The organism is Streptosporangium sp. NPDC023825, from assembly GCF_040639575.1.
Classification (GTDB): Bacteria; Actinomycetota; Actinomycetes; order Streptosporangiales; family Streptosporangiaceae; genus Streptosporangium.
Genome location: NZ_JBFAAE010000069.1, coordinates 20,066 through 37,341, shown reverse-complemented (window position 1 = coordinate 37,341; position 17,276 = coordinate 20,066). Strand labels below are relative to the sequence as shown.

Genomic DNA, 17,276 nt, shown 5'->3' with positions numbered 1-17,276 from the left:
TTCCTGCCCGGAACGTTCGCTCGGTCGCCGTCTGAAGGACGAGAACATGCCGACACCACATCTTCCCGACGGCCTGCTCGCCGAGCTGCTCGACTGGGACGACGACTCCTCCGACGAGCATTTCGACGCGATGGACCGGCTGTTCGAGTCCCTATCCGCACCCGAGAAGATCATGGCCCTGGCCCGGAGCTGGTGGTCCGACGCGGATCCCGAGGTGCGGGCACTCGGATTCGACCTGCTCGCGGTGCGAGCGGAGGACTTCTCCTGGCACGTCCCACCCCTGATCGAGGCGGCGGACGCCCTCGTTCTGGACACGACCCATCTGGACCTGCGGTGGGCCGCCGCCCACGCGCTCCGCGTGACCTGCGACGAGCGCGTGCTGTACCCGCTGCTTCGATTCGCCGACGACCCCCGCGTCGAGGTCCGCTGGCAGGTGGTGCGCGGGATTCCGACCGGGATCGAGGTGCTTCCCGAGGAGGCGGTCCAGGCGCTGCTGAAGCTGATGCGCGACCCGGACGCCCAGACACGGGACTGGGCCACCTTCACCCTGGGTTTTCACGGGAAGAACGACACACCGGAGATCCGGGACGCCTTCGTCGAGCGGCTGGACGATCCGGAGGAGGACACGGCGGGCGAGGCCGCGGTGGCCCTGGCGATCCGGCGCGACCCTCGGATCGTGCCCGTCCTGGAACGCCTGCTCGCCACCCCGGACGTGGGCAACCTCTACGTCCAGGCCGCCGGGGAGCTGACCGACCCGCGGCTCCTGCCGCTGTTGCGGAAGCTCAAGGCCGACGGCTGGCGAGATCACGATGACAGCGACCGTGATCTCGTCAGCGCGTTGAAGTACTACACGTCGCCCCTGCCCCCGTTCACCTGACCTCTCCGCCCCGGAGCGTCCCCTCCGGGGCGGTGCCGCGCGGCGCGGGGGCGTGTGATTGGCTGGGCCCCCGTGGACGTCGCTGAGATGCTGGGACTGCTCGGGGCCGGGACGCTGGCCGGGGTGGTCGGCACGGTGGTGAGCCTGGCGTCGATCGTCTCCTACCCGGCACTGCTCGCGTTCGGCCTGCCCCCGCTGGCCGCGAACGTCACCAACACGGTGGCGCTGACGTTCCACGGGGTGGGCGCGACGCTCGGGTCGCGGCCCGAGCTCACCGGGCAGGGCGGCAGGGTCCTGCGGCTCGGCGTGATGACGCTGATCGGCGGGGCGGTGGGATCGGCGCTGCTGCTGATGACCCCTTCCGACACGTTCGAGGCGATAGCGCCCTGGCTGATCGCCGTCGCCGCGCTGCTGCTGATCCGCCCGCCCAAGGTCGGGGGAGGGTTCGGCGGCGAGGACGGCTGGGCGGCGCGCGCCGCGCTGTTCGGCGTCGCCGTCTACATCGGCTACTTCGGGGCCGCGGGCGGGATCCTCATGTTCGCGGTGCTCTCGGCCGTGCTCGACCAGGCGCCGGTCAGGGTCAACGCGATCAAGTCCGTGGTGTCCTCGCTGGCGAACGCGGCGTCCACGGTCGCCTTCGCCCTCTTCGGCCCGGTGCAGTGGTCGGCGGTGGCGCCGCTCGCGCTGGGATTCTTCCTCGGCGGCCTGCTCGGGCCGCCGATCGCCCGCCGCCTGCCCGGCCGCGCACTCCGGCTCGGCGCCGCCGCCTGCGGGCTGCTCGTCGCGATCAAACTCGGCGCCGACGCCTACATGTGAGCCGCCCGAGGGGACATCCCGTCGTGGAGACCACACCCCGCGTGACCATGGGATAGGCCTCGGTGCCGACTCTTGACATCGGGATTTCCCGGGGTCACGCTGTTGCGTATAGCGCTGTCTGTTCCGCCTTACGAAACTGGGGTTTGTTGCGATGATCCCTGCCTGCCCCCTCGCGGCCCTGCCACCAGGTGAGGCCCGCCGGCTCGACGTCGACCCGCCCATCGCCGTCTTCCACACCGAGGACGGCGAGATCTACGCCGTGGACGACACCTGCACCCATCAGGACGCCTCCCTTTCCGACGGGTGGCTGGAGGGCTGCGAGATCGAGTGCCCGCTGCACGCGTCGAGCTTCGACCTGCGGACGGGACGGCCGAGCTCTCCTCCCGCCAAGCTGCCGCTGCGCACCCACCGGGTGGTGGTCGAGGACGGCACCGTCTACGTCGTCCCCTCCGAGGAGCCCCCGAACCTGCCGCCCGGCGTCCGCACGGGCACCGCGTAGGACGCAGGACGCGAGCACTGCGTGAAGATTCCAGCACCGTGTGAAGAGGAGCGATCATGACCGCGAGAAGCCTGCCCCCCAGCGTGATCGCCACCCTGCCCGGCGGCTACTACACCGACGAGAACGTCTTCGCCCTGGAGCAGGCCCGCGTCTTCGAGACGATGTGGTTCTGCGTCGCCCGCGCGTCCGACCTCGGCAGGCCGGGGGCCTTCAGGACCGTCCAGGTGGGCCGCGAGAGCGTCCTCGTCACCCGGGCCAGGGACAACTCGATCCGCGCCTTTCTCAACGTGTGCCGCCACCGGGGCGCCCGGATCCGCACCGAGGAGTCCGGCGAGGTCAAACGGTCCTTCCAGTGCCCGTACCACGCGTGGACCTACGATCTCGAGGGCAAGCTGATCGCCGCGCCGAACCTCACCAAGATGCCCGACATCGACCGGGTGGAGTACGGGCTGATCAACGTGCACGTGCGCGAGTGGATCGGGTACGTGTGGGTGTGCCTGGCCGACGAGCCGCCGTCGTTCGAGGCGGACGTGGTCGCCGAGGCGACGCACCGGCTGGGCGACGAGAGGTCCATCGAGAACTACGACATCGCCAACCTCCGGGTGGGCCGCAGGATCGTCTACGACGTGAAGGCGAACTGGAAGCTCATCGTCGAGAACTTCATGGAGTGCTACCACTGTGCCACCATCCACCCCGAGCTCACCGAGGTGCTGCCGGAGTTCGCCGACGGGTACGCGGCGCAGTCCTTCGTCGGGCACGGCGCGGAGTTCGGCGAGGAGATCCGGGGGTTCACCGTCGACGGCTCCGAGGGGGTGGACCGCATCCCCGGGGTGGGCGAGGACCAGGACCGCCGCTACTACGCGATCACCATCAAGCCGCAGGTCTTCGTCAACCTGGTGCCCGACCACGTGATCCTGCACCGGATGTTCCCGCTGGCGGCCGACCGGACGATCGTGGAGTGCGACTGGCTCTTCCTCGGCGACGTCGTGGACTCGGGCAGGGACCTCGGCCCGTCCGTCGAGCTCTTCCACCGCGTCAACGTTCAGGACTTCGAGGCCTGCGAGCGCTGCCAGCCCGCGATGAACTCCCGGGCGTACGCTCAAGGGGGGGTCCTGGTGCCCAGCGAGCACCACATCGGGGCCTTCCACGACTGGGTGCTCGACAGGCTGGGGACCGGCCCCGGCTGAGCGCCTGTAGGGTGCGCTTTCAAGGGTGATCGGCCGGAAGGAGGCGCGAGAATGGCCAGGAAGGCCCCGCGCGACGACGTCAACGAGGACGGCCTCGAGGTCGGCCCGCCCAAGGAGTGGGCCGCCGGCATCCCGGGGGTGACCCGGTCGCTGGTGGCCGCGAACGCCCAGATGGGCGTCGGGCGCACCCTGCGCACCCTGGCCGTGGTCAACCAGAAGGAGGGCTTCGACTGCCCCGGCTGCGCCTGGCCCGAGGGCGGGCACCGCAGCCCGGCCGAGTTCTGCGAGAACGGAGCCAAGGCGGTGGCCGAGGAGGCCACCGTCCGCAGGGTCACCCGCGACTTCTTCGCCCGGCACACCGTGGACGACCTCGCCCGGCACACCGACTACTGGCTCGGCCAGCAGGGACGCCTCACCGAGCCGATGCACCGGGCCGAGGGCTCCGACCACTACGTGCCGGTGAGCTGGGACGACGCGTTCGCGATCATCGCCCGTGAGCTGCGCGCCCTCGGCAGCCCCGACGAGGCGCTGTTCTACACCTCGGGCCGCACCTCCAACGAGGCCGCGTTCGCGTACCAGCTCCTGGTGCGCAGGTTCGGCACCAACAATCTGCCCGACTGCTCCAACATGTGCCACGAGTCCAGCGGCTCGGCGCTCAACGAGACGCTCGGCATCGGCAAGGGAACGGTCTCGCTGGAGGACCTTTACCAGGCCGACCTCGTCTTCGTGGTCGGCCAGAACCCCGGCACCAACCACCCCCGCATGCTGTCGGCGCTGGAGCGGGCCAAGCGCGGCGGCGCCCGGATCATCGCGGTCAACCCGCTGCCCGAGGCCGGGCTGCTCCGCTTCAAGAACCCGCAGAAGGCCTCCGGCCTGGTGGGCAAGGGCACCACGCTGGCCGACCGGTTCCTGCAGATCCGCCTCAACGGCGACCTCGCGCTCTTCCAGGCCATGTCGCTGCTCCTGCTCGAAGCCGAGGACGCCGCCCCCGGCACCGTGGTCGACCGCGCCTTCGTCGAGACCCACACCCACGGCTTCGACAAGTGGGCCGAGGACCTGCGCTCCCTGGACTGGGCGGAGGTCGAGGAGGCGACCGGCCTGGACCGCCCGGCCGTCGAGGACGCCGTACGGGAGGTGCTCGGCGCGAAGTCGGTCGTCGTGTGCTGGGCGATGGGGCTCACCCAGCACAAGAACTCCGTCGCCACCATCAGGGAGGTCGTCAACTTCCTGCTGCTGCGCGGCAACGTGGGCCGTCCGGGGGCCGGGGTGTGCCCGGTCCGCGGCCACTCCAACGTCCAGGGCGACCGCACCATGGGCATCAACGAGAGGCCGCCGGCCTGGTTCCTCGACGCGCTGCGCGACGAGTTCGGCTTCGAGCCGCCCCGCGAGCACGGCTTCGACACCGTGGAGGCGATCCGCGCGCTGCGGTCGGAGCGGGCGAAGGTCTTCGTCGCGATGGGCGGCAACTTCGTGGCCGCGACCCCCGACACGGCGGTGACCGAGGAGGCGATGCGCCGGGCCCGGCTGACGGTGCAGGTGTCGACCAAGCTCAACCGCTCCCACGCCGTGTGCGGGCGCGAGGCGCTCATCCTCCCCACGCTGGGACGCACCGAACGCGACGTCGCGCCCGGTGACCGCGCGGGCCGCTTCGTCACGGTCGAGGACTCCATGGGCATGGTCCACGCCTCGCGGGGCAACCTGCCGCCCGCCTCCGGCGACCTGCTCTCCGAGGTGGACATCGTCCGCCGCCTGGCGACGGAGCTGTTCGGCGCCGACCCGCACGTGCCCTGGGAACAGTTCGCCGACTACGACGTGATCCGCCACCGCATCTCCCGGGTGGTCCCCGGGTTCGAGGACTTCAACCTGCGCGCCCGCCTCTCGGGCGGTTTCACGCTGCCCAACGCGCCCCGCGACGAGCGCCGCTTCCCGACCGCGACGGGAAAGGCCAACTTCACCGTCAACCACCTGGAGGTGCTGCGGGTCCCGCCGGGGCGGCTGCTGCTCCAGACGGTCCGCAGCCACGACCAGTACAACACCACGATCTACGGCATGGACGACCGCTACCGGGGCATCCGCAACGGCCGCCGGGTGGTCTTCGTGCACGCCGACGACCTGGCCGAGCGGGGTCTGGCCGACGGCGACATGGTGGACCTGGTCAGCGAGTGGCCGGACGGGGAGCGCAGGGCGGAGTCCTTCCGCGCGGTCGCCTACCCGACCGCGCGCGGCTGCTGCGCCGCGTACTTCCCGGAGACCAACGTGCTGGTGCCGCTGGACTCGGTCGCGGAGACCTCCAACACGCCCACGTCCAAGAGCGTCGTGGTCAGGCTCGTCAAGCGCGCCGCGAAAGCCGACCGGTAGGCCCGGCTCCCTGGCTCAGGCGCGGAGCCGGGCCGTCCGCCTTCCGCTCCACTCGGCCCGCGGCGCCGGTCGGCGGGCAGTTGGCGGGCAGTTGGCGGGCAGGGCCTGGGAACGCCTGCCGTGCCGGATCCGTCAGGACGCCGGGGCGAGCATGGCGCGGGCGGCCCGCTCCGCCTCGGGGGGCGCGGTGGCGATGACCGCCTCCAGTGTGGTGCGCGCGGTCTCCAACTCGTGGATGGCGGCCTGGATGCGGGCGCGTTCGCGGTGGAGGTCGAGCAGGAGTTCGGGGCAGTCGGCGATGAGAGCGTCGCCGTCCTTGCCCATGCAGGGCAACAGGTCGGCGATGGTGGCCGTGGACAGTCCGGCGGCGAGCAGGTTGCGGATGTGACGGACGGTCGCGACGTCCGATCCGGCGTACTCGCGGTAGCCGCTGGGTTTGCGCTCGGGGTGGAGGAGGTCCTGCTCCTCGTAGTAGCGCAGGAGGCGCCGGTTGACCCCGGTGCGGCGTTCGAGCTCCCCGATGCGCATGTTTCCTCCGGCGTACGGCTTGACTATCACATCGATGTGACAGTTTAGCTTGGCCGCATGACATCGACATCTGGACGAGAAGTCACAGGTCGGCGACCTGATGTCGCCGGGGCGCGACAGTGGGCCGGGCTCGCGATGCTGGCCCTGCCCACATCGCTGCTGGCCATGGACGTCACGGTGCTCTACCTCGCGGTGCCACGTCTCGTGGCCGATCTGCGGCCCAGCGGCGAGCAGATTTTGTGGATCACCGACGTCTACGGGTTCATGATCGCCGGATTCCTCGTGACGATGGGGACGCTGGGCGACCGGATCGGGCGACGCAGGCTGCTGATGTGGGGAGCGGGGGCGTTCGGCGTGGCATCGGTGGCCGCCGCGTACGCTCCCAGCGCGGAGGCGCTGATCGCCGCCCGCGCGCTGCTCGGGATCGCGGGGGCGACGCTGATGCCCTCCACACTGGCGCTGATCGGCAACATGTTCCGGGACGCGCGCCAGCGGGGCACCGCCATCGGCGTCTGGGCGGCGAGCATGTCCGGCGGAGTCGCCCTGGGGCCGGTGGTCGGCGGGGCGTTGCTGGAGTCGTTCGGGTGGGGGGCGGCGTTCCTGATCGCCGTACCGGTGATGGGACTGCTGCTGGCGGGCGGGCCGCTGCTGCTCCCGGAGTACCGCGACACCAGCGCGGGGCGGCCCGACCCGGTCAGCGTCGCGCTCTCCCTGGTCGCCATGCTGACGATCGCGTACGGCGTCAAGCTGCTGTCCCACGGAGGCGACCCGGTCCTGAGCGGCGGGGTCGTCCTGGCCGGTCTGGCCGCCGGGACGGTGTTCTGGCGGCGGCAGCGCGGGCTCGCCGCCCCGGTGCTCGACGTGACGCTCTTCCGGAACCGCGCCCTCACCGGCGCCCTGCTCCTGCTGCTCCTGGGCCTGGCCGCCACCGCCGGCACCTACCTGTTCGTCACGCGGTTCCTCCAGGGAGTCGAGGGCCTGTCCCCGCTCGCGGCGGGCCTGTGGCTGGTGCCCTCGTCGGTCGCGATGATTCTCACCTCCCTGGCCGCCCCCGTCCTGGTACGGCGACTGCCCGAGCGGGTCGTGGTCGCCGGGTCCCTGGCGGTGTCGGCGACCGGCTTCCTCCTGCTGTCCCTGCTCGACCAGGCGGCCGGGCTCCCTCTCCTGCTCGCCGGCATCGTCGTCGTCTACGTCGGCCAGGGCCCGATCATGGCGCTGGGCACCGACCTCGTCGTCGGCTCCGCCCCGCCGGAGAAGGCCGGATCCGCCGCGGCCATGTCCGAGACGAGCACAGAACTCGGCCTGGCCCTGGGCGTGGCCGTCCTGGGCAGCGTCGGAGCCGCCGCCTACCGTCAGGTCGTGCCCGCCACGCTTCCCGCCGGCCTCCCGCCGGAGGCGGCGTCCGCCGCCCGCGACTCGATCGAGGCCGCGATAACCGCCGTCGCACATCTTCCGCCCGCCCAGGCGGAAGCCGTACTCGCCCCCGCCCGGGAGGCGTTCACCGCGGGCCTCAACCTCGTCGCCGGGATCGGCGCGGTCGCCACCCTGACCTTGGCCGTACTCGCTTTGGTGACCCTGCGCGGACGACCACCGGTCGCCGACCCCGCCCCCGCCGAGACGGCGGAGGTCTCCGGCCAGGCCTGAGCCCGGCCGCGGCCGGGGAGACGGACCTCACCCACCCCCCCGGCCGAGTCCGCCCTCTGGATGAGCTCGATGGACATGCTCAGCGGCAGCGCTTCGGTCCGGATGGCCTCAAAACGCTCCACCGCCGCCGTGACGTCTTCCTGGTCGCTCGTGATGAGACCGCGCACGGCCGTCTCCGCATACAGTACGTCGCCTCCCCCACCCAGCGTCGCGATTACGAACCCGCCCATCAGGCCAGAATGCATTCCGTGGAGTATCACCTGAACGCTCAGCCGTGGAGTGACCACCGAAATCATTCGCAACCATCCGACTACCAAGGGTAGTGACGTCTCGGCACGCTGAACATACGAAATCCGAGGCGGAGAGAGAAGACATGGAAGAGGCACTCAAGGCGAGCGCGGAGCTGACCGAATATCGCTACACGATGAATCCCGGCCTTTCCCCGCTGGGGGAGAAGTGGATACCGCGCGAACCGAGAAGTGTCGCGTCCGCCCGCCGGTTCGTGCGTGACGTCGCCACCGACTGGAAGGCGACGGGGGATACCCCGGAAATCGCCGAACTCCTGGCCTCGGAACTCGTCACCAACGCGCTGGCGTACGGCTCGCCGGACGTTCCCGCGAGCCCCGTCCGCGTCACGGTCGGCCGGGAGAGGGAGTTGCTGACCGCGGACGTCCACGACGCCTGCATCGCGATCCCGCGCCTGAGGCGGGCCGGCGACCTGGAGATCTCCGGCCGCGGTCTCGCCATCGTCCAGGACCTCTCCCGCAACTGGGGCTGGACCCTCAACCCCTACGGCAAGTCGGTATGGTTCCAGCTGGCGGCATGGCCGTAGGAGGGGAGAGGATCCTCCGGTTCCGCGCACGCCGTCGGGCGGGCTGATGGAGCCCTCGGCTGCCCGAGCCGTGGATCACGGCCGTGAGCCGTCGATCGCCGATCGGCCGGTCCCGGTGTCGATGCCGCCGACGATCAGGTCGGTGAGCGCGGCGGCCGCGTCGGCGACGGTCGCCCGCCCCCGGTTCAGCTCCGCGGCGATCGCCTCGGCCGCGCCCAGCGCGCCGACACAGCGCAGTCGAAGGGCTTCCGGCGTGAGGTCGGAGTACGGCAGCAGTGCCGCGGCCATCAGGTCCGTGAAGCTGTCGAACATCTCCCGCTCGATCACTTCCATTTCCGGATTTCCCTTCAGCGCGGCGGAAACGGCGTTCCACTCCGGCATGTCGGTGGAGCACGCGAAGTACGCGGTGCTCAGGACGCGGGCTGTCTCGCCGAGGGTGGGCTCGGCCTCCCGCAACGCCTGTGCCGACGCGGTCCGGTGCCGTTCGTCGAGTCGCTGGTAGAGCGCGAGCAGCAGGCCGGGGCGGGTGCCGAAGTGGTCGTAGACGATCGGCCTGCTCACCCCGGCGGCCTCCGCGAGGGTGAGCAGGGTGAGGCCGTCGGCGCCCTGGGCGCGCACGATCCCCAGGGCGGTGTCGAGCAACTGCTCCCGCCTGGCCTGTCTGGACAGGCGCGTCGATGCCGTGGCCATTGCGCTCCCTTGCGTTGCCGCCCAGCCTAGGCTACAAAGTGTAGGTTACAAAATGTAAGTTAGTGGGAACGCGAGAGGAGAACGCGATGGAGCACTCGAAATCGGTACTGATCATGGGTGGTTCCGGTCAGGCGGGCGCGGGGACCGCGACCATCCTGCGCCGGTGGTATCCGACGCTGCCGCTCACGATCGCGGGCCGCGATCTGGAGCGCGCACGGCGTGTCGCCGACGAACTCGGCGACGCGACAGCGGTGACCATCGATCTGCGCCGCGACGACCTCGGCCTCCCCGCAGGCCATGAACACTCGGCGGTCGTCGCGGCACTGTGGGACAGCCATCTGAACGGACTGCGCTACGCCCAGGACCGCGGCCTGCCGTACCTCAGCCTCTCCAGCGGCCTGACGGACATCGCCCCCGAGGTCGTCGCGGGCGGGCAGCGGGCCGGCGCCGCCCCGATCCTGCTGGCCAGCCACTGGTACGCCGGTCTCGTCGTCCTCGCGACACTGCACCTCGCCAGGGAGTTCGGCCGGATCGACACCATCCGGGCCGACGCCGTACTGGACGAGCCGGACATCGGCGGGCCCGCGGCTGCGGCGGACATGGAACGCCTGACGGCCTCCACCTCGGCGGGGCTCGTCCGCCGCGACGGCGTCTTCAGCTGGGTCGACGGTCCCGAAGCGCGGGTGGAGGTCTCCGGAGCCGACGGCGCCGTCCTGCCCGGTCAGATCATGGCCACCCTCGACGTTCCGAGTCTCGCCATCGCGACGGGCGCACCGAACGTCCGCTTCGCGTTCGCGGCCGGTGAGTCCGCCGAGAACAGGCGCCGAGGCGAGCCCGCCTCCAGCGTGGTCGGGATCGATCTCGAAGGCGAGGATCACAGGGGCGCACCGCTCAGGAGGAGACGCCACCTTCGCCACCCGGAGGGGCAACGCGACCTGACCGCGCTCGCCGTCGCCCTCGGTGTCGAACGACTGCTCGGCCTGCGCGGCGAAGCCGTGGCGCCGGGCCTCCACACTCCCGAGGCGTTGATCGACCCCGCCTACGCGGTCGAGCGGATGATGGAGATCGGTGCCACGTTCGCCGAAGCCCCGGGTGATCGATGAACAGCCCCGCGTGTCCCGCCTGATCGGGGGCAGGGCAATGAGGGAGCCCCTCCACCGGCACCGGTGGAGGGGCTCCGTGTCAGGGAATCAGCCCGGCGGGAAGTTGCCGTTCTTGGCGACCGGCAGGGCCAGCTGGCTGGCACCGCTGAGGACGGCCGGCTCGATCGGGAGACCGGCGAGGACGGGGTTGATGTGCCGCAGGGTCAGCGACACGGTGGGCAGGGCCGGGGTGACGAGGTCGAACTTCTCCAGGTCGATCCACCGGACGATTTTGAACACCTCGTCCGGGATGACGTCGCCGGCCTTCTGCACCGGGACGCACAGCTGGCGGGCGGTGAGAACCTGCGCGCCGTGCGTGGGGATGATCGGGGTGAGAACGGGGTTGAGCTGGCGCAGGGACAACTGCTGGTTCAGCGACGTGTTGGGGGTGATGGCGTAGCACTTGAGGTCGATATGGCGTACGAGTGACAGCACCTCGGCGGGTGGGAGCACGTTGTTCTTGATGACCGGCACGCACAGCTGCTGCGGGGTGTTGAGGGAGATCTGCGTGCGCGGCAGGCTCTGGAACAGCGGGTTGAGGTGGCTGAGCACGAGGCCCGTGGTCACAGTGGTGCCGGAGATCTTGTAGCAGGCCAGGTCGATGTACCTGATGAAGTTGAGCGCGGATGACGGCGGCGTCTGGTTGTTCTTGGCGACCGGGACGCACAGCTGCTCACGCTGGCCGAGGGTGACGGTCTCGATCGGCAGGGTGCTGAGCACGGGGTTGATATGCCGCAGTTTGAGCGTGGTGGCGGGCGGCTGGTACGGGCTGGTCTTGAAGCATTCGAGGTCGAGGAAGGCGGTCAGATCCTTCGGCGTCGGCAGCGCGAGGGCACTGGCGGGCGGCACGCAGAGGAATGCCACGGCGAGTATCGCGACGACGGCGGATGCGAGGCGCCGCAACATCGTTTTTCTACGCCCGTGAATTCCGGTTACGGCTCGGTCCATTGTGGCTCCAAAATCTGGGGGGCGGGCCTTCTCAACGCCGAGTGTGTGCCGCCGTGACCGTACTTTCAATATTTCTGACACTTTTTGTTGCACATAAAATTCGGGCCGACGGGCCGGGGATTTATCATCGGGTATAAAAGCGTGGTCGGCTCGCCGGTAATCGGAACGCAGCGTCTTTGTCGGGGCTCTGCCAACCTGATGGTGCGGGCCGCGGGAAACCTGTATGGGATGGGTTGACCCGGGAGTGGAATCACGGTAAAGAGGAAGTCCGGCGCCCTGGCCGGAGAGCCTTCTTTCGCCGCGATCCTGCCACCGAACGGCTGAATTCGAGAGGGAGGGGATCAGGAACTCTCCTTCCCGGAATGAAATCCTTCCCGGTGGAAGTTCGCGGGCCGAAGCCGGTCCGAACGTCACCGGTTCTTCCTCGAACGAAACCAAGGTTTACGTCAGGTTCGAAATTTGGAACGGCGCGCCGGAGCCTTTTCAGCCGTGAGACCGGATATGTCAGGGGATCCGCGTTTCGATTCCGGGCTCATATCCATTGCCCGGGACTTCCCGGGGAACGCGAATCTTTCGACCTGGGAAAAAGGGGAACCTCCGGCTCCCGGACGGCTTCGCGCTGCCCAACGGCTCGCCGGACGTTCCCGCAGCGAGCCCCGTCCGCGTCACGGTCGGCCGGGAGGGAGAGCTGCTGACCGTGGACGTCCACGACGCCTGTATCGCGGTCCCGCGCCTGAGGCGGACCGGCGACCTGGAGATCTCCGGCCGTGGTCTCGCCATCGTTCAGGACCTCTCCCGCAACTGGGGCTGGACCCTTACCCCCTGCGGCAAGTCCGTCTGGTTCCAGCCGACGGCCTGGCCGTGAGTTTTCCGAGGCCCGACGCCCGCCAGTACAGTACGTGGGTGGCGAACCTACGAGAGCAGATTCTCGCCGAACTCGGCGTCAAGGCGACCATCGTCCCCAAGGCAGAGATCCGGCAGCGGGTCGACTTCCTCAAGGACTACCTGCGGTCGACCCCGGCCAAGGGCTACGTGCTCGGGATCAGCGGCGGCCAGGACAGCACGCTGACCGGCAGGTTGTGCCAGCTCGCCGCCGAGGAACTGCGCGCCGAGGGCCGTGAGGCCACCTTCGTCGCGATGCGGCTGCCCTACGGCGTGCAGGCCGACGAGCACGACGCGCAGATCTCGCTGGAGTTCGTCCGGCCCGACCGGTCGATCGCGGTGAACGTCAAGCCGGGCGCGGACGCCGTCGCCGCCGAGACGGCTCTCGGCGTGCGGGAGCTGTCAGGGGAAGAGCTGCGGGACTTCGTGCGGGGCAACATCAAGGCCCGCGAGCGCATGGTGGTCCAGTTCGCGATCGCCGGGCAGCTGGGCATGCTCGTCGTGGGCACCGACCACGCGGCCGAGGCGGTGACCGGCTTCTTCACCAAGTACGGCGACGGCGGTGTCGACATCACCCCGCTGACCGGGCTGACCAAGCGCCAGGGCGCCGCCCTGCTCCAGGAGCTCGGCGCACCGCCGAGCACCTGGGAGAAGGTGCCGACCGCCGACCTCGAGGACGACCGGCCCGCGCTGCCCGACGAGGTGGCGCTCGGCCTGACGTACACCCAGATCGACGACTATCTGGAAGGCGTCGACGTCGCGCCGGACGTGGCGGAGAAGGTGGAGTCGCTCTACCTCGCGACCCGGCACAAGCGGGCCGTTCCGGTCAGCCCGCTCGACGACTGGTGGCGGGCCGGGAGCGCGTCCCCCACGGCTGCCGGTCACCCTTCCCCCGCCGACCGCTGATCGAGTGCGTAACCGCCGTCGCCGGAGGGCTCGAAGGTCGTCACCTGCGGCATCCCCGCCGCTCCGGACCGGAGGCGCTGAGGGTGACGACGAGCCCGCCGCCGTGGGAGCGGACGGGGCGGAGCCGGTCATGGCGCGGCGCGTATGTCTTTGACCTGGACCGTGCTCCAGGATCTAGTTTTCTGTCCATGACAACGCCTCAACGCAGAATCGGCTCCGGCTTCGGCGCCCGGAGCACCGCGGACGACGTCCTGCACGGGATCGACCTGTCCGGAAACACCGCTGTCGTCACCGGCGGCTACTCGGGACTCGGTCTGGAGACGACCCGCGCGCTGGCACGTGCCGGAGCGCGCGTCGTCGTCCCCGCCCGGCGGCGGACGGCCGCCCAGGAGGCGGTCGAGGGAATCGACGGTGTGGAGGTCGACGACCTCGACCTGGCCGACCTCGGCAGTGTCCGCGGATTCGCCGAGCGCTTCCTGGCATCGGGCCGGGACATCGACATCGTGATCAACAACGCCGGGATCATGGCCTGCCCCGAGACGCGGGTGGGCCCGGGGTGGGAGGCGCAGTTCGCCGTCAACCACCTCGGCCACTACGCGCTCGTCAACCGGCTCTGGCCGGCGATCGCACGCGGCGGCGGGGCGCGGGTGGTCGCCGTGTCCTCCGGCGCCCACGCGATCACGGGCATCCGCTGGGACGATGTGCAGTTCGAGCATGGATACGACAGGTGGCAGGCTTACGGGCAGGCGAAGACGGCGAACGTGTTGTTCGCGGCTCGGCTCGACGCGCTCGGCCGCGGCGTCGGGGTGAGGGCGTTCTCGGTGCATCCCGGCAGCATCCTCACCCCGCTGCAGCGCCATCTCCCGAAGGAGGAGATGGTCGCCGCGGGGTGGATCGACGAGAACGGCGACCTGGCCGACCCCACCTTCAAGACGCCCGAACAGGGTGCGGCGACGCAGGTGTGGGCGGCGACCTCCCCGCGGCTGGCGGGTGTGGGCGGCGTGTACTGCGAGGACTGCGACATCGCGGAGCCGGCCGGCGACGGCGGCCCGGGCGGCGGGGTGCGCGGCCATGCGACCGACCCCGACCAGGCCGCGCGCCTGTGGGAGCTGTCGGCCGGCCTCACCGGCGTCGACGCGTTCGTGTCCACGACCTAGCCCTGTTCTCCGTACACCGCGGTGGTCGAGGCATCCGGCACGGCTGGCCGGTCGCGGCTGCCCGGCACGACGGTTCGCGGGGCGGGGGAGACAGCGATCGTGACGGGGCGTTCCGAACGTGGAGAAGGCGAGGAACGGAACGCCGAGCCGGATCGGTGTCGGTTCGGACCCGGGGACGAGGAGGTCCTCAGCCGAGGAACGCCGCGGTGGTCGCCACGAACCGGCCGGCGTCGTCGAGCCAGGGGTGGTGGCCCGCCCCCGGCTGCACCACGAGCGTGGCGTCGGGGAACAGCCCGGCGAACTCCGCCGCCGCCGGAGGGGGGCTGTTCAGGTCGAACTCTCCGGCGAGCAGCAGGACGGGGGACTCGAAGGCGACGAGCGCCGCACGGGTGGTCTCCGGGTGGAAGGCGCCCTCGGCCGCGAAGAGCGCGACGGCCTCCCCGTTGCTCGGCCGGCTGGACGCATGGTGCTTCCGTGCCGCGGCGTCCCACCGGCCGTGGAAGAAGGGGGCGACGGCCTCCCGGTCGTCGCCGGTACCGTCGGTGATCGCCTCCAGGGCGGCGAACGCCGCCGGGAACCACGGCTCGTCCTCGCGGAGCCGGGCGAGCTCGCGTCGCGTCTCCCCGGTGATCGTTATGCCGACGGCCCGGGTGCTGGGGGCGATCAGGGCGAGCCTGCCGACACGGTGCGGGTGGCGGGCCGCGTACTGCGTCGCGATGTTCGTGCCGGCGGAGTGGCCGAGCAGGTCCATCCGGGCGAGCCCGAGGTGGTCGCGGAGCGCCTCGACATCGTCGACCAGGCGGTCGCAGCGGTAGGAGGCGGTGTCCTCGGGGATCGCGGACCGGCCGGTGCCGCGCAGGTCCATGACGATCAGCCGGCGGTGCGCGGACAGCCCGCCGAGATCGCCGAGGTAGGCGGAGTCCGTGGGACCCCCGGGGAGGCAGACGACCGGGTCGCCGTCCCCGGTCACGCGGTAGGCGAGCAGCGTTCCGTCAGGTGCGGAGAAGGTGGGCATGACGTGAACCCTGTCATCTATAACCAGGTTATACAACCCGGTTATGATCGCAGGGCGTGGGTGTATAACCGAGCTATGGCAGGTGAAGAGGACTCGCGCCGCAATCCCGTGACGCTGACCGAGGAGCAGGCCAGGCGGATGCTCGCCGACGTGAACGACGTCATCCGCGCGGGCGAGGAGATGCGGGCCCTGCGCGCCGAAATGATCAAAATCTTCGTCGGTTACGGCTGGACCCAGGACAAGATCGCCCGGCTCACCGACATGAGCCAGCCCGCCGTCTCCAAGCAGGTGACGAAGTACGGGGTGGACGACCCGCTCCCCTCGGTGGAGCTCTCCCTCGACCAGCAGGACGCTCCCTGGCTCGAAGGGCGCCTGTGGGGCCTCGCCGAGGAGATCTCCGAGACCTGTCACGACACCGCCCGCTGTACGCGTCACGTCAACGCCATCGCCCGGGGAAGGAAGCGTTTCACCCCCCAGAGCGTCGACGAGTTGCGACGCCTCGTCGAGGAGGACCTGAGACTGCGCCGGGCGGAGCTGCCCGGCGGCTACCGGGAGGCGTACAACGAGATCGGCCGTGGCCTCGACCTCCCCTCGAAGGCCGTCGCCACCACCACCGCACCGGCCTCCGTGCGCCGCGCCCTCGCCTACCGGATCCAGCGCGACCGGCTCAGGGGTGACATCTGAGCCTCCGTGCGTCGCGCCCTCGCCTACCGGATGCAGCGCGACCCGTTCAGGGGTGACATCTGAGCCTCCGCGTTCGGGGCGTCGGCTCGCGAGCTGCGTGTCCTTTGTTCCCCGCGCTGTTACTACCAAGGGCCCCAACTTTCTGGGTCGCCACACCTTCACCCGGGCCGAAGCCGTGGCGTGGGCTTGGTCCTCTCGACCTGGGCGAGCAGCCTTCGTCCATCCAGTGACCGCGCTGGCATTTATCACGTTCGCATGACATGACCCCACACGCACTGAGATCAGATGTTCACTGGAAGCACCGGCGTCGGGGAACAGGCGAGACACGCGCGGGCGGCCAGGAGCGGTGGATCTGTTCGCAGGGGGTAGCGAGGGGCAGGACCGGTTGCGCCGTGTGCCGGCCGTGACAGCCGGAAGGCCGGCCCTGGTCTGGATGGGTGTGGTCTTGGCCGGGTAGCGGGTGAAGGGCGGTCGAAGTGAGCTCTGCGGGTTTGCGGGTGTTGTATCTGACGGCGTCGTCAGCTGGAGACCTTCGAGTAGGTGAGGAGATCCGGCGGGTGCGGGCAGGGGTGCGAGGGGCTTTGCATCGGGACGTGGTGGAGATCGAACACCTGCCGGCGGCGACGCTGGGAGATCTGCTGGATGGGCTGACCCGGGTGGCTCCGCACGTGGTGAGTTTCTCCGGGCACGCCGATGAGGGTTTTCTGGAGTTCGAGACCGGCGCGGACCGGCGCGGTAGCGGGCATCGGCTGGCGGCGAAGGTGTTCGCTCAGGCGATGGGCGCGGTCGACGTTCCGCCGAGGCTGGTGGTGTTGAACGCGTGTAAGTCTCAGGCTCATCTGCAGGAGCTGGTGAAAGCGGTTCCGCTGGCGGTGGGGATGGCCGGCAGCATCGGTGATCCGGCTGCGCTTGCTTTCGCTGCTCGTTTCTATGCTTCACTCACCGACGGGCAGTCGGTGCTGGCCGCCTACCGGTTGGCCAAGGTTCAGATGGCGGGTTCCACCGATTCGATGATGGATGCGGATCTGCCGGTCCTGGTCCATGATCCGGCCCTGGACCCGGCCGCTGTCAGGTTGGTGTCGCCGGACCCTTCGTAGCCGGATCCGACACG

General features: G+C 70.2%; 17 protein-coding genes and 1 pseudogene. 13 read left to right on the top strand and 5 right to left on the bottom strand.

Features of this window, described 5'->3' with window-relative positions:
• Positions 1 to 46: 46 nt before the first annotated feature.
• The 5 genes from AB0G15_RS37235 (at position 47) to AB0G15_RS37215 (ending at position 5,737) form a co-directional block, all read left to right on the top strand.
• Positions 47 to 877 carry a HEAT repeat domain-containing protein gene (locus AB0G15_RS37235; RefSeq protein WP_362849483.1) on the top strand — a complete coding sequence of 277 codons (831 nt, stop codon included), beginning with the start codon at positions 47 to 49 and terminating at the stop codon, positions 875 to 877.
• Between the two features lie 72 nt (positions 878 to 949).
• Positions 950 to 1,693 carry a sulfite exporter TauE/SafE family protein gene (locus AB0G15_RS37230; RefSeq protein ID WP_362849480.1) on the top strand — a complete coding sequence of 248 codons (744 nt, stop codon included), beginning with the start codon at positions 950 to 952 and terminating at the stop codon, positions 1,691 to 1,693.
• Between the two features lie 151 nt (positions 1,694 to 1,844).
• Positions 1,845 to 2,192: a bifunctional 3-phenylpropionate/cinnamic acid dioxygenase ferredoxin subunit gene (locus tag AB0G15_RS37225; protein ID WP_362849477.1), complete on the top strand. Its 348-nt coding sequence runs from the start codon at positions 1,845 to 1,847 to the stop codon at positions 2,190 to 2,192.
• A gap of 56 nt (positions 2,193 to 2,248) precedes the next feature.
• The gene (locus tag AB0G15_RS37220) at positions 2,249 to 3,379 is read left to right on the top strand and encodes an aromatic ring-hydroxylating dioxygenase subunit alpha (protein ID WP_362849474.1); all 1,131 of its coding nucleotides are present in this window, start codon (positions 2,249 to 2,251) and stop codon (positions 3,377 to 3,379) included.
• 51 nt (positions 3,380 to 3,430) lie between these two features.
• The gene (locus tag AB0G15_RS37215; RefSeq protein ID WP_362849472.1) at positions 3,431 to 5,737 is read left to right on the top strand and encodes an FdhF/YdeP family oxidoreductase; all 2,307 of its coding nucleotides are present in this window, start codon (positions 3,431 to 3,433) and stop codon (positions 5,735 to 5,737) included.
• Positions 5,738 to 5,869: 132 nt separating this feature from the next.
• Here the strand turns inward: AB0G15_RS37215 and AB0G15_RS37210 are convergent, their stop codons facing one another.
• Positions 5,870 to 6,265, bottom strand: coding sequence for a MerR family transcriptional regulator (locus tag AB0G15_RS37210; RefSeq protein ID WP_362849470.1), 396 nt, complete (start codon positions 6,263 to 6,265; stop codon positions 5,870 to 5,872).
• A gap of 57 nt (positions 6,266 to 6,322) precedes the next feature.
• Between AB0G15_RS37210 and AB0G15_RS37205 the strand changes: the two genes are divergently transcribed.
• Positions 6,323 to 7,909 (top strand): MFS transporter, encoded by a 1,587-nt coding sequence (locus AB0G15_RS37205; RefSeq protein ID WP_362849467.1) that lies wholly within the window; start codon positions 6,323 to 6,325, stop codon positions 7,907 to 7,909.
• 65 nt (positions 7,910 to 7,974) lie between these two features.
• Here AB0G15_RS37205 and AB0G15_RS37200 read toward each other — a convergent pair.
• A pseudogene (locus AB0G15_RS37200) lies at positions 7,975 to 8,205 on the bottom strand (Scr1 family TA system antitoxin-like transcriptional regulator); the annotation flags it as partial.
• A gap of 77 nt (positions 8,206 to 8,282) precedes the next feature.
• On the opposite strand from AB0G15_RS37200, the gene AB0G15_RS37195 reads away from it, so the two are divergent.
• Positions 8,283 to 8,741, top strand: a complete 459-nt coding sequence (locus AB0G15_RS37195) for an ATP-binding protein (protein ID WP_362849464.1) — start codon at positions 8,283 to 8,285, stop codon at positions 8,739 to 8,741.
• Positions 8,742 to 8,816: 75 nt separating this feature from the next.
• Here AB0G15_RS37195 and AB0G15_RS37190 read toward each other — a convergent pair whose 3' ends face one another.
• Positions 8,817 to 9,431: a TetR/AcrR family transcriptional regulator gene (locus AB0G15_RS37190; protein WP_362849462.1), complete on the bottom strand. Its 615-nt coding sequence runs from the start codon at positions 9,429 to 9,431 to the stop codon at positions 8,817 to 8,819.
• 86 nt (positions 9,432 to 9,517) lie between these two features.
• Here AB0G15_RS37190 and AB0G15_RS37185 point away from each other — a divergent pair, with 86 nt between their 5' ends.
• On the top strand, positions 9,518 to 10,534 hold the full coding sequence (locus AB0G15_RS37185; protein WP_362849459.1) for a hypothetical protein: 1,017 nt from the start codon (positions 9,518 to 9,520) through the stop codon (positions 10,532 to 10,534).
• An 87-nt stretch (positions 10,535 to 10,621) separates the two neighbouring features.
• Here AB0G15_RS37185 and AB0G15_RS37180 read toward each other — a convergent pair whose 3' ends face one another.
• Positions 10,622 to 11,479, bottom strand: coding sequence for a hypothetical protein (locus AB0G15_RS37180; protein ID WP_362849457.1), 858 nt, complete (start codon positions 11,477 to 11,479; stop codon positions 10,622 to 10,624).
• 739 nt (positions 11,480 to 12,218) lie between these two features.
• Between AB0G15_RS37180 and AB0G15_RS37175 the strand changes: the two genes are divergently transcribed.
• The 3 genes from AB0G15_RS37175 to AB0G15_RS37165 all read left to right on the top strand — a co-directional run bounded on the left by AB0G15_RS37175 (position 12,219) and on the right by AB0G15_RS37165 (position 14,466).
• Positions 12,219 to 12,386, top strand: a complete 168-nt coding sequence (locus tag AB0G15_RS37175; protein WP_362849455.1) for an ATP-binding protein — start codon at positions 12,219 to 12,221, stop codon at positions 12,384 to 12,386.
• A 38-nt stretch (positions 12,387 to 12,424) separates the two neighbouring features.
• Positions 12,425 to 13,309 carry an ammonia-dependent NAD(+) synthetase gene (nadE, locus tag AB0G15_RS37170; RefSeq protein WP_362849453.1) on the top strand — a complete coding sequence of 295 codons (885 nt, stop codon included), beginning with the start codon at positions 12,425 to 12,427 and terminating at the stop codon, positions 13,307 to 13,309.
• A 188-nt stretch (positions 13,310 to 13,497) separates the two neighbouring features.
• Positions 13,498 to 14,466, top strand: a complete 969-nt coding sequence (locus AB0G15_RS37165; RefSeq protein WP_362849450.1) for an SDR family NAD(P)-dependent oxidoreductase — start codon at positions 13,498 to 13,500, stop codon at positions 14,464 to 14,466.
• 187 nt (positions 14,467 to 14,653) lie between these two features.
• Here the strand turns inward: AB0G15_RS37165 and AB0G15_RS37160 are convergent, their stop codons facing one another.
• Complete coding sequence (locus AB0G15_RS37160; protein ID WP_362849448.1) at positions 14,654 to 15,481, bottom strand: alpha/beta hydrolase; 828 nt, start codon at positions 15,479 to 15,481, stop codon at positions 14,654 to 14,656.
• 75 nt (positions 15,482 to 15,556) lie between these two features.
• On the opposite strand from AB0G15_RS37160, the gene AB0G15_RS37155 reads away from it, so the two are divergent.
• Together AB0G15_RS37155 and AB0G15_RS37150 are read left to right on the top strand one after the other, a co-directional pair.
• Positions 15,557 to 16,165: a hypothetical protein gene (locus AB0G15_RS37155; protein ID WP_362849445.1), complete on the top strand. Its 609-nt coding sequence runs from the start codon at positions 15,557 to 15,559 to the stop codon at positions 16,163 to 16,165.
• A gap of 476 nt (positions 16,166 to 16,641) precedes the next feature.
• Complete coding sequence (locus tag AB0G15_RS37150) at positions 16,642 to 17,262, top strand: CHAT domain-containing protein (RefSeq protein WP_362849442.1); 621 nt, start codon at positions 16,642 to 16,644, stop codon at positions 17,260 to 17,262.
• Positions 17,263 to 17,276 lie beyond the last annotated feature (14 nt).